12 protein-coding genes and 3 pseudogenes are annotated in these 14,097 nt (G+C 63.8%); 12 read left to right on the forward strand and 3 right to left on the reverse strand.

Translation table 11 applies throughout. From position 1 onward, the window contains the following. The first annotated feature begins 144 nt into the window (after window positions 1-144). From acuI to GON09_RS25540, 6 genes and pseudogenes are all read left to right on the forward strand, one after another. Window positions 145-1,128 carry an acrylyl-CoA reductase (NADPH) gene (gene acuI, locus GON09_RS25515; RefSeq protein WP_213934798.1) on the forward strand — a complete coding sequence of 328 codons (984 nt, stop codon included), beginning with the start codon at window positions 145-147 and terminating at the stop codon, window positions 1,126-1,128. 27 nt (window positions 1,129-1,155) lie between these two features. Next, window positions 1,156-2,349: a MaoC family dehydratase gene (locus GON09_RS25520; protein WP_213934799.1), complete on the forward strand. Its 1,194-nt coding sequence runs from the start codon at window positions 1,156-1,158 to the stop codon at window positions 2,347-2,349. A gap of 34 nt (window positions 2,350-2,383) precedes the next feature. Further along, complete coding sequence (locus GON09_RS25525) at window positions 2,384-4,099, forward strand: class I adenylate-forming enzyme family protein (protein WP_213934800.1); 1,716 nt, start codon at window positions 2,384-2,386, stop codon at window positions 4,097-4,099. A gap of 235 nt (window positions 4,100-4,334) precedes the next feature. Next, window positions 4,335-4,712 (forward strand): annotated as a pseudogene (locus tag GON09_RS25530) (aminotransferase class III-fold pyridoxal phosphate-dependent enzyme); the annotation flags it as partial. 25 nt (window positions 4,713-4,737) lie between these two features. Beyond that, complete coding sequence (locus GON09_RS25535) at window positions 4,738-6,210, forward strand: NAD-dependent succinate-semialdehyde dehydrogenase (RefSeq protein ID WP_213934801.1); 1,473 nt, start codon at window positions 4,738-4,740, stop codon at window positions 6,208-6,210. Between the two features lie 238 nt (window positions 6,211-6,448). Further along, on the forward strand, window positions 6,449-7,252 hold the full coding sequence (locus GON09_RS25540) for a FadR/GntR family transcriptional regulator (protein WP_213934802.1): 804 nt from the start codon (window positions 6,449-6,451) through the stop codon (window positions 7,250-7,252). A gap of 86 nt (window positions 7,253-7,338) precedes the next feature. Here GON09_RS25540 and GON09_RS28510 read toward each other — a convergent pair whose 3' ends face one another. Further along, window positions 7,339-7,662 carry a hypothetical protein gene (locus tag GON09_RS28510; RefSeq protein WP_244867025.1) on the reverse strand — a complete coding sequence of 108 codons (324 nt, stop codon included), beginning with the start codon at window positions 7,660-7,662 and terminating at the stop codon, window positions 7,339-7,341. Window positions 7,663-7,829: 167 nt separating this feature from the next. On the opposite strand from GON09_RS28510, the gene GON09_RS28515 reads away from it, so the two are divergent. From GON09_RS28515 to GON09_RS25555, 3 genes and pseudogenes are all read left to right on the forward strand, one after another. Continuing rightward, window positions 7,830-8,177: an FAD-dependent oxidoreductase gene (locus GON09_RS28515; RefSeq protein ID WP_244867026.1), complete on the forward strand. Its 348-nt coding sequence runs from the start codon at window positions 7,830-7,832 to the stop codon at window positions 8,175-8,177. Window positions 8,178-8,381: 204 nt separating this feature from the next. Further along, window positions 8,382-8,558: pseudogene (locus tag GON09_RS28520) on the forward strand (single-stranded DNA-binding protein); the annotation flags it as partial. Window positions 8,559-9,388: 830 nt separating this feature from the next. Beyond that, a complete protein-coding gene (locus GON09_RS25555; protein WP_213934803.1) occupies window positions 9,389-9,730 on the forward strand; it encodes an STAS domain-containing protein in 342 nt (113 codons plus the stop codon). Between the two features lie 209 nt (window positions 9,731-9,939). On the opposite strand, the gene GON09_RS25560 is transcribed toward GON09_RS25555, so the two are convergent. Both GON09_RS25560 and GON09_RS25565 read right to left on the reverse strand, forming a co-directional pair. Continuing rightward, complete coding sequence (locus GON09_RS25560; protein ID WP_213934804.1) at window positions 9,940-10,110, reverse strand: hypothetical protein; 171 nt, start codon at window positions 10,108-10,110, stop codon at window positions 9,940-9,942. A gap of 29 nt (window positions 10,111-10,139) precedes the next feature. Then, window positions 10,140-10,826 carry an arsenate reductase/protein-tyrosine-phosphatase family protein gene (locus GON09_RS25565; protein WP_213934805.1) on the reverse strand — a complete coding sequence of 229 codons (687 nt, stop codon included), beginning with the start codon at window positions 10,824-10,826 and terminating at the stop codon, window positions 10,140-10,142. Window positions 10,827-11,387: 561 nt separating this feature from the next. On the opposite strand from GON09_RS25565, the gene GON09_RS25570 reads away from it, so the two are divergent. The 3 genes and pseudogenes from GON09_RS25570 to GON09_RS25580 all read left to right on the forward strand — a co-directional run bounded on the left by GON09_RS25570 (window position 11,388) and on the right by GON09_RS25580 (window position 13,764). Beyond that, a complete protein-coding gene (locus tag GON09_RS25570; RefSeq protein WP_213934806.1) occupies window positions 11,388-12,398 on the forward strand; it encodes an ABC transporter substrate-binding protein in 1,011 nt (336 codons plus the stop codon). 417 nt (window positions 12,399-12,815) lie between these two features. Next, window positions 12,816-13,612 (forward strand): annotated as a pseudogene (locus GON09_RS25575) (IS5 family transposase). After that, window positions 13,609-13,764, forward strand: a complete 156-nt coding sequence (locus tag GON09_RS25580; protein WP_213934807.1) for an MspA family porin — start codon at window positions 13,609-13,611, stop codon at window positions 13,762-13,764. The pseudogene GON09_RS25575 and the gene GON09_RS25580 overlap by 4 nt, the downstream one beginning before the upstream one ends. Window positions 13,765-14,097 lie beyond the last annotated feature (333 nt).

Below are 14,097 nucleotides of genomic sequence, written 5' to 3' on the forward strand. Positions count from 1 at the left end.
CGCGGTTGAGTATCGAGACGCGATGTGGCCGCAGCTCGCCAGACGCGCCGACGACATAACCGGCAAACATTGACAACATTAAAAGGATTCTCGTAGCGTGGCCCGAAGTGTCGGCCCTCAGGCACAGAAAAGGAGATCCAGCTGATGTTCAAGGCAGTTGTCATCGAGAAGGACGAGAGTGGGCAGAATGTCGCCCTCCAGAACCTGGACGCCACAGCGCTTCCTGAAGGAAACGTCCAGATCGATGTGGACTACTCCTCGCTCAACTTCAAGGATGCGCTTGCCATCACCGGCAAGTCGCCCGTGGTTCGCAAGTTCCCCATGGTGCCCGGCATCGACCTCGCTGGGACCGTGACGTCCAGCTCACACGCACGATGGTCACCAGGCGATCGCGTTGTTCTCAATGGTTGGGGCGTCGGCGAAACACACTGGGGTGGCTTCGCGCAACGTGCAAGCCTCGACGGCGATTGGCTCGTCCCTCTTCCGGATGTCTTCACCCCGCGCCAGGCAATGGCAATCGGCACCGCAGGGTACACCGCAAGCCTGTGCGTCGAAGGTCTGCTGAACAACGGAGTACGTCCCGACCAGGGTGAAATCTTGGTCACCGGAGCCACCGGCGGCGTGGGCAGCGTAGCAATCGCCCTGCTGACAAAGGCAGGCTTCACCGTGGCCGCATCTACCGGCAAGAGCTCCGAGGTCGCGTACCTGAAAGAACTTGGTGCCACCACAATCGTCGACCGCGGAGAACTCTCAGCCAAAGGCAAGCCACTGCAGACGGAGCGTTGGGCCGGAGTCGTCGACTCGGTCGGTAGCTTTACTCTCGCCAATGCCTGCGCTCAGACGCGGTACGGCGGAACAGTGACCGCATGCGGACTTGCCCAGGGCATGGACTTCCCCGCGTCGGTGGCACCTTTCATCCTCCGGGGCGTGTCCTTGCTGGGTATCGACAGCGTCATGGCCCCCACGGAACGACGGCTAACCGCCTGGACCCGACTGTCCAATGACCTCGAGCCCGCTGCCCTGGACGCAATCGCAGCCGAAGTCTCCCTAGAAGAATCGATAGCCGCCGCCGGCCGACTCATGGACGGTACCGTACGTGGCCGCATCGTCGTCGACGTAAATCGCTAACCCATCACACCAGCCAGGAGCAACTCCATGACGAGTGAAATCGAGGCCGTGCGCGTTGAGCTCGACCTGTCGGACGTCGACCATCGCGTAGGCAAACCCGTTGGCGGCGGCCAGCTCCATGAGCCGTGCAGCAGTTCCGACATCCGTCGTTGGGTCATGGCGATGGACAATCCGAACCCGCTGCACTGGGACAAGGAGTTCGCCGAGAACACTCGGTTCGGCGGCCTCATCGCGCCGCAGTCGATGGCGGTTTCATTGGATTTCGGTCACGGAGCCCAACCGGCGCTGGTCGGCAAGATCCCGGGAAGCCATCTGATCTTCGGTGGCGAGGAATGGTGGTTCTACGGTACCCCGATCCGCCCCGGCGACAAGCTGTTCCAACAACGCCGCTTTCACGACTACAAGGTAACCGACACCAAATTTGCCGGCCCGACGATGTTCTCCCGGGGCGACACCACTCACACCAACCAGTACGGTGCCCTCGTCGCCAAGGAACGCTCGACAGGTATCCGCTACCTGCAAACCGAAGCCAAAAAGCGTGGCATGTACGACACCCAGATCGGTGCCATCAAGAAGTGGACTGCTGCCGAACTGGCCGAGGTCGACAAGCTGCGTACCGAGTGGCTCATGTCCAACCGCCTGGGCGTATCACCACGCTTCGACGAGGTCAGTGTCGGTGACAAGCTCCAGCGACGTGTCATCGGCCCCCACAGCATCGCCAGTTTCACCACCGAATACCGTGCCTTCATCTTCAACATCTGGGGCACGTTCGGATGGGTTGCACCCCCCGGTATCGAAGACCCCTGGATCAACCAGGATCCGGGTTGGGTCGAGGGCTTCGAGTTCGATGAAGAAGGCGCCAAGATCGACCCCCGGCTACGGGACGGACTCTACCTCGGCCCTTCTCGAGGCCACATCGACGCCGACAAGGCCGACGAAGTGGGCATGGCACGCGCCTACGGCTACGGCGCCACCATGGGTGCCTGGTGCACCGACTTCCTGGCCAACTGGGCCGGCCATGACGGCATGGTCCGACACACCAAGGCCGACTTCCGAGGACCCGCCTTCGAAGGCGATGTCACCTACTTCGACGCCGAGATCATCGACAAACAAGCGGAATCGACCTGGGGTGTACCACTGGTCCAGATCAAGCTCAAACTCACAGATCAGAACGGCGTGACACTCGTGTCGTGCATCGCCGAGGTCGAATTGCCATTGTGACGGCCTGTTCTCTGCAACGACAGCGAGGTCAGTAATGAGTACCACCCCTACATTGCCTGCAATCGTCCGTGGCGCACCACTCGAGGACGAGCCCGGTCTCGGCAGTCTCACCCTGCCGGGATTCCTGCGCGAGGTCACCGAGACCTTCTCCGAGCGCGAAGTACTCACGATGCAGGTCGATTCGGAGATCGTACGCTGGACATACGCGGACCTGTGGGAGCGTGCAATCGAAGTCGCGCAAGCACTCCGTTCGACTGGACTCGGCAAGGATGGCCGGGTCGGCGTCCTGATGACCAATCGTCCGGAGTGGCTGTCCGCGGTCTTCGGCACCTCGCTGGCCGGTGGAGTTGCTGTCACTCTCAGTACCTTTTCGACTCCAGCCGAGCTCGATCATCTGCTGAAGGTTTCCAGCGTGTCCGTACTGCTCTTCGAGGGCCAGGTGCTGAAGCAGAATTTCGCCGAAATACTGACCGACCTGGAGCCCAGAATCGCCACTGCGGCACCCGGCGCGCTGCGGTCGTCGAAATATCCGTTCTTGAGGCATCTGGCTGCAGTGTCGGACACAACGCCGGCGGACCGATCAAGCGACGGTTCGATCGAGTCCTGGCCGACCTTCTTGGCACGCGGGGTGAACGAATCACGGGAGGAAGTGGAGGCATGTGCCGCCACCACTGCGCCCAGCGACACCGCGGTGCTGTTCTTCTCTTCTGGCTCAACCAGTAAGCCCAAGGGCATTCTCAGCGCACATCGCGGTGTTGCCATCCAAATGTGGCGCTTTCGGCGAATGTACGATCTGTCACCTGAAGACAACGTCCGCTGCTGGTCGGCCAACGGTTTTTTCTGGTCCGGTAACTTCGGCATGGCTCTGGGCTCAACACTGGCAAGCGGCGGTAGTTTGGTCCTGCAAAGAACATTCGACGCCGACGAAGCGCTTCTTCTGATGGACGCCGAGAAGGTGAACTTCCCTGTTGCCTGGCCGCACCAGTGGGCTGCGCTCGAGGCCTCCCCCAATTGGGGCTCTGTAGACCTGAGCAGCATGCGTTTTGTGGACTTCAATACCCCCATCGCAAAGCACAAGACGGTGTCCACGATATATTTTGAACCGGGACACGCGTATGGAAACACCGAAACCTTCACCATTTCCACCTGCTTTCCTGCCAACACACCCGATGAGGAGATTGCCGGCAGCAGCGGAATACCGCTGCCCGGTAACTCGGTCAAAATCGTGGACGCGCTGACCGGAGCCACTTTGCGCATCGGAGAACGCGGCGAGATCTGCGTCAAAGGTCCGACTCTGATGCTCGGTTATGTCGGCACCCCCCTCATGGAGACTCTGGATGCCGAGGGCTTCTTTCACACCGGCGATGGCGGTTATCTCGATGATTCTGGCAGATTGTTCTGGGAAGGCCGACTCACAGACATCATCAAGACCGGTGGCGCCAACGTGTCACCGCTCGAAGTCGACGAAGTCATTCTCGGCCTTCCCGGCGTGAAAGTCACGCGCACGGTAGGAGTTCCACACGAGACCCTCGGGGAAGTTGTCGTGTCCTGTATTGTCCCCCAAGACAGTGCGACCCTGGACCCGGAGGCGATCCGCACTCTCATCAAAGAGAAATTGGCTAGCTACAAAGTGCCCCGCCATGTACTTTTCTTTTCCGACAACGAGATCAGCATGACAGGTAGCGCCAAGATCAAGACCGATGAACTGCGGAACCTTGCCTCGACAAGAATCGATACCACCCATTGGTAACAGCCGTCCCCTGGCTTCTCACTCATGTGGCCTGCTATAAAGCACTGACGTCACCGGCGAACGGTACGCCCCATGGACGCTATCCTCAAAAGTTTGCCGACGAATGATTGGTATCACCACTTGGATATGAGCGAATGCGTGACGCCAACTCAAATCCGGGTCGCCGGGTCCCACCACGTCGAATCGCCGAGACCGCTGCCGACACCATCCGAAACGACATACCCTCGCCTGTGCCGCAACGCTCGCCGCGATCGACGAGATCATCACCCAGGATCTACCTGACCGCGCACGTCAGATCGAAAGCCTGATGATCACCTCGTTCACGACATTCGCTGATCAACTGAACACCGAAGGACACGGTGTGATCGGTGAGGTGCGAGATCGCGGAGTGGAGATCACTATCGAGTCGGGTCAGACCCGGCAGCGCCGAGCCCAATCCCGACCGGCCGAAGATGTTGGCGCAGCGGCATTGCAAGAATACGCCATCGTCCTGACGTGCGGCACGTACGGCAATGTCATTCGAGTGCTGCCACCGTTGGTGATCACCGATGATGTCCTGACCCAGGCCCTCGACATCCTCGGCTCGGCCATCAGAACCTGCGCCGCACGCTGACATTCGACACACCACGAAAGAACTGATGATTCCTACACACCTATCGGACTTCGCGAAGAAGGTCCTCGCAGCAGCACCCACCGGCCTCTGGATCAATGGCCAGTCGACCCCGGCCGAGGGCGACGCCACCTTCGACGTGATCGACCCCGCCACCGAACAACCGCTGGCGAAGGTTGCCGACGCATCGGTGGCCGATGCCCACCACGCCCTAGACGTCGCGGTCGGCGTCGCCGACGAGTGGGCTGCCACAGCACCACGCAAGCGCAGCGAAATCCTGCGTCGCGCCTTCGAAATCGTGACCAATCGGGCCGACGAGTTCGCCATGCTGATGACCCTGGAACTCGGACGCGCCTTACCCGACAGCGTCGCCGAGACCCGATACGGAGCCGAGTTTCTGCGCTGGTTCGCTGAAGAAGCGGTCCGCATCGACGGGCGCTACACCACCTCACCGAACGGCAGCGGCCGGATCCTGGTCACCCACGGTCCGATCGGGCCTTCGTTGGCGATCACCCCTTGGAACTTCCCCCTGGCCATGGGCACCCGGAAGATCGGCCCTGCCCTGGCCGCTGGCAACGTGATGGTCGTGAAGCCGGCCGGGGAAACACCCCTGACCATGCTTGCTCTCGCCGAGGTCTTCACCGAAGCCGGATTGCCAGCCGGAGTCCTCTCGGTCCTCCCCACCTCACACAGCAGCACCGTGTCCTCCGCACTCATCAACGATGACCGGATCCGCAAGATCAGCTTCACCGGCTCAACTCCGATCGGACGAATCCTGTTGAGCCAGGCCGCGGAAAGGGTTCAACGAACATCAATGGAACTCGGCGGAAACGCACCTTTCCTGGTCTTCGACGACGCCGACATCGATGCGGCTGTCGAGGGTGCATTCGCCGCCAAGATGCGCAACGGCGGCGAGGCCTGTACCGCGGCCAACCGTTTCCTGGTCCAGTCGACGGTCGCTGAGGAGTTTACCGATAAGCTGACCACGAAAATGGCGGCGATGCAGCTCGGTCCCGGATATCAGGACGGCATCACCCTGGGACCGCTGGTCAACGCGTCACAGCGCGACAGCGTCGCAGCCTTGGTCGACACCGCCGTCGCGGCCGGCGCCCGAATCCGTCTCGGCGGCAAACGGCCCGAGGGTGCCGGGTTCTATTACCCCGCGACCGTACTCGATCAGGTTGATCGCGGGTCACCGGTGCTCCGTGAAGAAATCTTCGGACCGGTGGCCATGATCAGTACGTTCGACACCGAAGTCCAGGCGGTCTCCGCGGCCAACAGCACCGAATACGGTCTGGCAGCCTACTTCTACAGCCAAGGCGCCGAACGGTGTAACCGCATTGCCGCAGCCCTCGACGCAGGCATGGTCGGAGTCAACCGGGGAGTGATCTCAGACGTCGCGGCACCTTTCGGCGGCGTCAAGCAATCAGGAATCGGACGTGAGGGCGGAAGCGAAGGTGTCGCCGAATACCTCGCTACGAAGTACATCGCCCTCACCTGAACGATCCTCGCTACCCTCCTTCGACAACCGGTTCTCGCTCGGAGACCCACTGTGACCACCACGCAGAGCCGGTCCACGCCGGGAACCTCCCCATCGAAGCCAAAGACTTGGCTCGACACCACTGCCAGACCATGCTGCCGTGCGCGCTCCTTGCATCGTTGATCCATACCTGCTATCATTGCTAAGCTTGAAGGTTAGGATGATCGGGTTACCGATAGAATGCAGATTAAGGGTGTGCATGACTCCCCCCCAGACCCGCAGAGTCCCACAGCGCAGAATCGCTGAAACGGTCGCGGACGAGCTCCGCAACGACATATTGGCAGATGACAACTATCGCCTTCCGACCCAAGACCAGCTCGTTAAGGACTTCGGTGTCAGCTACCCTTCGATTCGAGAAGCTCTCCGAATTCTCGAGACCGAAGGCTTGGTGACTGTTCGCCGAGGCAACGTCGGCGGCGCGGATGTACGCAGACCCGACGAGACTTCCGCCGCCTATCACCTCGGCCTGTCGTTGCAGGCCGGTCGCGTTACGTTGCGAGACTTGGCAGAGGGGTTGCAGATGCTGGAACCCATGTGTGCCGCCGAATGCGCAAAACGAGAAGACCGGCTCGAAGTTGTAGTTCCAGCACTGACTGCAGCAATTGACGCTTCCGCTAACTTCACAAATTGCGGACTGGATTTCACCAACACGGCCAGAGATTTCCATACCCTGATTGTTGGATTCACACCGAACGCGACGATTCGTTACGCGGTAGGTAGCTACGTAACGCTCTGGGCCGCGCAAGAAGAGGCCTGGGCAGAGTCACGCGTCAAACATGGTGACTACCCTACTGAAGTGGAGGCGGGAGCTGCGGTACAGGCGCATCGTCGGATTGTCGACGAAATTGCTGCAGGAAGGCCGGATGAGGCCGAACGGGTGGCCCGTGCACATCTCGCGGCTACACAAGCGCTAGTGCTCGTCCATCACGCCGACCGCGTAGTTAATGCGTCGTCCGCGATGTCGCGTCAGGCTATTCGATCCAATCGTCGTTCCCGAGTCTGATGCGAACGCACCGCACCACCACCTGAGGTATCAGGTGGTGGCGACGCTTGAAAACTGGACAGTTCCGCTCCCCGAGAAGTGAACACTCAACAGGCTTGGAGAGTGATCACTTTGGAAGACTGGGCGTTGATCAGAAGGCTCGCGGCCCACGGTGTCCCGAAGGCCCGGATCGCGGCGCGGTTGGGGATCTGCCGAACCATGGTGGTCAAGTCGGTGCAGTCGACGGCACCACCGAAGTACGAACGTCGGGCGGCCCCGACGTCATTCACCCCGTTCGAGACCCGGGTGCGGACATTGTTGGCCGCCGAGCCGGACATGCCGGCGACGGTGATCGCCGAGCGAGTCGGCTGGACGGGCTCGCTCAGCTGGTTCCGAGCATCGAGTTCACGCCCGCGCTTCCCGACCAGCACTACGGACTTTCCCGCAGCTGGCGCCTGGGTGCACTCAGCAAAGCCTTCGTCGCGTACGACTGGCCGTTCTGGCGCGACCAAGGCCTGTCCGGAGAAGCGATATCGGACAACGAGACGGTCTTTCTCACCTTCGACGTCAGCCCACCCCTGACGGCCCCGGCATCCTCATGAGCTTCTGCGACGCACGCGGCTTCGACGCCTTCCACCACAACGAGCGCCGCCATCGCGTCGTCCACCATCTCACCCATCTCTATGGAGAGCCCGCACGCCATCCCATCGACTACACCGATTTCTGCTGGGGTAACGACACATTCGCACCCGGCGGCCCCAATCCCGCACCCGGGCCGACCGTGTGGACGACCTTCGGACGATTTCTGCGCGAACCGGTCGGCCTCATCCACTGGGCCGGCACCGAAACCGCCGACGAAACCTCAGGCACCATGAACGGTGCGATTCTCTCCGGGCAACGCGCAGCGGCGGAAATAGCGGCTCGGTTCAATTCCGGACGCGTGTGATAACCGCCCCCATCGACCTCCCTGCCTCACATGAATTTACGCAGGGTCGGGGCGGATAACCGCCGTTACATTAACTAACGGGAGTCCGGCACCCCTCCCGCACGCCCTTGATGGGCCCTCGAGACCCTCCCGGGACAGTCCATCGCCTCGTTGGGCCAGCGCACCCGAGACAGCACCGCGACCGGACCGGGTTGACCATCCGATGTGACGTGGCGCGCCGGCCGTCCTCGCCATGTCCCGCCAGGCGGAGCCGCGACCATCATCACCATCGTCGGCAATCTGACAGCCGACCCCGAGCTGCGATTCACCCCCGCGGGCACCCCAGTCGCGAACTCCACCGTGGCGTCCACACCCCGCAACTTCGACCGGCAGTCGAACGACCCCACGAACTGCGCGGCGACACCGTACGCGGGCAGCGGCTCGGCCGACCTCGGGGCCCCTCCACGGACGTCGCCGCAGCGCTCTGCCCGGGCACACACGCAGGGATACTCCAACACTGGTCTTTTCCCGACAGGGGGTGGTCGGCGTGTCACCGCGGGTACATCGCTGCGATCGTCCCCGACGTAACCGTCGGCCCGGGGCCGAACGACGAGGTGGGCTCCGCCGGCGCGGCGACGACACACAGCCACGCCGACGGAGCGATCCCGCCGCGACAGGGGGCAGCGGTCGGGACACGTGTCGATGCGCGGGGGGACGGGCATCGACACGCTACGCCCCTGGCGGTATCGATGCCGTAGGGGGATCGGCGCTCGACCGACCGCGGGGCGCACATCCGGCTGGTCCTTGCCCTCCCCGGCAAGCGAGCACGCCGAATGTCCGAGACGCTATCCCGGTGGTGTGAAGAACGGCAAGAGGATCCGGAAAAGTTGGGACAGAGGACCGAGGGATCTGTACCGATACCGCTGCGTGAGCGGGAACGCCGGAAATTTGTTCGGACGCTGCGGGAATGGGTGTGCCGCTCTGATGCCCGACATGGCACGATGTCCGGGCGGAGATGTCATGCCGCGCCCCGCGCGTGGACCGGATCGCCGCCGAGCACCGTGACCCTTTCCTGTCACTTCCGGTGCGTGTTATTCGAATTCATATATACAGTAGCGTTTTTCGCCGTCACATGACCGTCGCACGGCACCGGTGCGCTCCTGCTCGGTGCCATTCGGTGTGACGGACCCGATTACGGGTACGCCCCTGTCGGAGGCGAGACGGGAGAGAACATGCTGCGCTGCGACGAACAGATCCGCGACGGTGTGCTGGTGCTCCGCCCCATCGGTGCGGTGTACGGATACACCGCGACGCTGCTGCGCGCACGTCTGGATCGGGCACTGACCGACCATCCCGCGGTGGTGGTGGATCTGGCAGCGACCACGACCTTCGATTCCTCCGGTGTGGGGGCATGTGTGTATGCCACCACACGCGCATGGACACAGCATCGTTCGCTGAGCTTCGCCGCACCCACCCCGAAGGTACGCGCGCTGATCGACAGGACCCGGCTCCAGACCGTGCTGCCGCTCGCCGAGACGGTGCAGTCAGCGATCGAGCGCGCCTGCGCGCCGTGACTTCAGGCAGCGCCTCCCAGGGCAGATCAGTGCGCCTCCGCCACGGCCCTGGTCCCACATCAGAACGGAAGTCACTGGTGTCATGGCGAGATCGCCCTCACCCGGCCGCCGTCCTGTCGTCATCGCGCGGACTGTTCTTGCCGTACTCGGCGGGTGTGCGACCACCGGCCCGCAAAGCGCTCCGCCACCCTTCGGTGACCGGACCCTCCTCAGCCGGGACAGCATCGGCGACCCCTCGAGCGTCGACACCGGCGGTCGAGGATCTGTGCGGGCTGCACCTCGGCGCCGACGGGCACACCACCGAACTCGGCGTCGTCGACGATGACTTCACCACCGTGGCCGGGGCGGTCGGCAGCGATCATCTTTTCGCGTCCGGACATCCCCGCAACCGGCCGGGACATCCTGAACCTCAGAGCCGGCGCCGGGGTTGAGGCCGAGGAAGCGGCATCGGAGGATCGCTTCCTCGGCGCACGCGGGGTGCAGGACGGGTCCACGCCTCCATCGCCGGCGCCTGTGTCCGAGTGCGCGAAAAAGTCGATCGACGCTCGGGACGCACGGGGTAGGTGTGCCGATCCGTTCCGGCCGCAACCAGCACGTCGAGCAGCGGCAGCAGCGCCGCGGCGATGCGGTCCCCGGTCTCGACGAACGCCCCGGCGGGCAGCCCGGTCGGGTCGGGGATGTTCGGGGTGTGGGCCGCGCCCCGGTGGTCGCGGCGGGCGTCGAGCCGGGCGATGGTGTCCGCACCGGTGACCGTCGCGATGCGGTGCGCCTCGGTGAGGGTGAACGATTTCGTTGCGGCGCCGACGGTAAGGGCGGCGACGCGGTCGCGCTGGCCCTCGGTCATGGCCAGGATCAGATCTGCCCTGTCGATCATCGAGGTCGTGACGCGGCGGGCGCGGAAGTCACGTGGATCGGCGCCGAGCCCGGCGATAACCGCTGCGGCGGCAGGCTCGACGGGATATCCGACCAAGGCCCGGAGGCCGGCGCTCTCGGCCGTGAGGTCGGAACGACCGGAGGCGTCTGCGTAGGCGCGCGTGAGCCGCTCGGCGATCACGGACCGGCAGACATTGCCGGCGCAGACGAACAAAACGTGCACGGGCGCACGGTAACGGCCCGAAATCAGACAAAAGGGGCACTCGCCTCGGACACCCTATGTTGTTCACGGAGTGTTGGGGACGCCGATGCGTGTCGTTCACCCGGTTCGATCCGGACCGGTTCCGTCGTCGACCGGCGGCGTCACCCTGGGCCGGAGCGGCGTCGACGCGACCGGGCTCGCGCCATTTCGCACCGCCGGCGTGCCTCGGGCGCTGCGGCCGCCGTCGGACGCTCCGGTACCGGTGCGGAAAAGAAATTGTCGAACACCACGGACGACTAGTCCACGCACCGACGCACCCACAGCACCTCGCCCAGATCGAGGACCCCACCGGTGCGGGGGGACCGGATCCGCTCCTACCTCCCGCCGCGGACCCCGACCTGACCTGCTCCGACTGCCGCCGGAGCCGTGCAGTGGCCTAGGGAGGGGACACCGCCCCCCTGTTTCTCGCGGCCCGGCAGCGTGGGGTGCCCCGTCGCCGAACAGGTACCGCGGCGCGGTTGATGCTCCGATACGCTCGCCGCCCACTCCGCGCCCGCTCAGAAGGCAGGGTAGCCTGCCCTCATGTCCACGATTTGGTCCCGTCTGGGCGCTGCGGCCCTGGCAATGGTGTTTCTCGCATCCTGCGGCACCTCGGAGCCTGCCAGCCAGTCCGCCGGCAACGCCGATGTGGCCACCGGAGGCACACTCTTCGCCACAGCCGACACCGAAACCGCCAAACTCGGTAGCGACGCCGCACCCGGGGTTTTCCCGCGCACCGTCACCCACGCCCTCGGCGAGACCGTCCTCGAGAGCAAACCCACCCGGGTGGTCGTCCTCGACGGGGGTGAACTCGACGACGTGCTTTCCCTCGGTATCACCCCGGTCGGTCTGGCCAACCCCGAAAGCGCCGCCGGTCAACCCTCGTATCTGGCCGACAAACTCGACGGGGTCGCCGATGTCGGCACCATCAACAATCTCGATCTCGAAGCGATCGCCGCCCTCGATCCGGACCTGATCCTCGGTTCGAAACTGCGGGCCGACCAGCTCTATCCTCAGCTGTCACAGATCGCCCCGACCGTCTTCTCCATCCGCCCCGGCTTCCCATGGAAAGAGAACTTCCTACTCGTTGCCGACGCGATGGGTGAAGAGAACGAAGCCGTCGATGTCCTCAACACCTACCAGCAACGCGCCGACCAGATCCGCGCCTCGATCGACGGGACACCACCGACCATCTCCCTCGTACGGTTCATGTCGGGCAAGATCCGCCTGTACGGGAACCTCTCCTTCATCGGCGTGATCCTTCAAGACGTCGGGCTGCCTCGCCCTGCCCTGCAGGATGTCGACGAGCTGGCCGTGGAGGTCAGCCCCGAAACCATCACCCAGGCAGAAGGCGACCGCATCTTCTACACCAGCTACGGCCGCCCGGAAGACACCGGCGAGGCGACGGTCGTCGCAGGACCGCTCTGGAATGAGCTCGAGGCAGTGAAGGACGGTCGCGCAACGCGGGTCAGCGACGAAACCTGGTTCCTCGCACTCGGCCCGACCGGCGCCATGCTCGTGCTCGACGATCTCGAGAAGATGCTCGGCTCCTGAGCATCTTCCGTCGGCGCACCCGGCACGGGCGCCCTGCCGTGACCGCGAAGTACCACCGCCACGATGGCTCCGGGTCAGAACACTCTGGCGGCGATGACCACGGCCGAGACGCCGACAACGCTCCGCACCCGAGGGGCCTCCGAGGCACTCTCGCGACGAGTACGGGAATCGCCGCGGGCGTCGCGATTGCTGTGCGGACATCGGAACCCGCCTGCCTTGTTCCGGGGGACGCAATTGGCGTCTGAGAATGCAGCGATGATCGCAACGCGAGCGCGACGCGAATCCCGGAACCTGAGCACCGTGTCCGCTCCCGTCTTGACTCGTCATGTGCCCGTAGTTATACGTGCGTAGAAGAGCTTTCGTGCTAAGAGCATGTCTCTTATGGGTGGGATCTCCTGTGCGGCATAATGCACCGTCGTGGTCGATGCGTTGTCTTCCCGGCTGGTGCCGGATGCGTTGTGGGAGATCATCGAACCGCTACTACCCGGCTTCCGGGCGCGGCCGCAGGGCGGCGGCCGCGCAGCGCTCGATGATCACTGCCACCGTCTATGTGCTCACCAGCGGGTGTGCGTGGCGGCACCTGCCACCGTCGTTCGGGGTCGGCGTTCCCACCGCGCACCGCCGCTTCACGACCTGGGCCCGAGCCGGAGTATTCGACGAGCTGCACCGGCGCGTCCTCGATCGGCTCGGCGCCGGCGGGGATCTGGACTGGTCTGCCGCGATCCTCGATGCCGCTCACGTGCGGGCGAAAAGGGGGGATCTTTGACCGGTCCCAGTCCGGTCGATCGCGGCAAGAACGGCTCGAAGATCCACATTCTCTCCGACGCCGACGGTATCCCACGGGTCACTGCGGTGACCTCGGCGAACACCCACGACAGTGTCATGCTGCAACCCATGGTCGCCGCTATCCCTGCGGTGCGCTCGCGTCGCGGGCCGCGTCGCCGCCGACCCGGCGGCTGCGGACGGACAAGGGCTACGACTATCCCGTCCAGCGCCGGTGGTTGCGCGCACGGAGCATCGTTCCGCGGATCGCTCGCCGTGGCGTCGACAGTAGCGAGCGTCTCGGGCGTTACCGGTGGAAGATCGAACGCACCCTGGCGTGGCTGAGCGGCTACCGCCGGCTGATCATCCGCTACGAACGTCACGGTGAGCACTTCGCCGCTTTTCTCCAACTCGCTGCGGCGTTGACCTGCTTCAAGGAGCTCACCAAATGAGACACGCTCTTAGAGAACCCCCTGCACAGAACTCAACCCTCGGGTTCACCGGGTGCGCGGGCGACGCTCAGGCTGGCAGCTATGCGAAAGTCGCCGTTGACACTTCGACGGCCACCCAGCAGGTCACCCTATGGGGACAGCCCTCAGCATAGGCTGGCCGACCCTTGGGACTGCCCCGCTGCCGAGAACCTCATCCTCTCGACAGCGGGTCGTTGCTCGAAAGCACAGAACTGGAAAGGATCCGACGACGGACTGTCTTTAAGGGCAGACCCTCGAAGATCACAAACGCTGGCCGGTGCGAAACTAGGTCCGAGCGGACCGGCCACAGAGGTCGAACCATGCGTCTCGACTCCGGTCGCGAACGTGCGCGGAGCGATTCTCCGGCCACTGTCCGTTCACATCTGCGTGCCGCAGCACGAGGCATCAAGGACCTTCGCGCCACGGTGACTATCGACCGATTTGCGGACCCCAACAGTTTCCGGACA

The organism is Rhodococcus sp. B50 (assembly GCF_013602415.1).
GTDB lineage: Bacteria > Actinomycetota > Actinomycetes > Mycobacteriales > Mycobacteriaceae > Rhodococcus.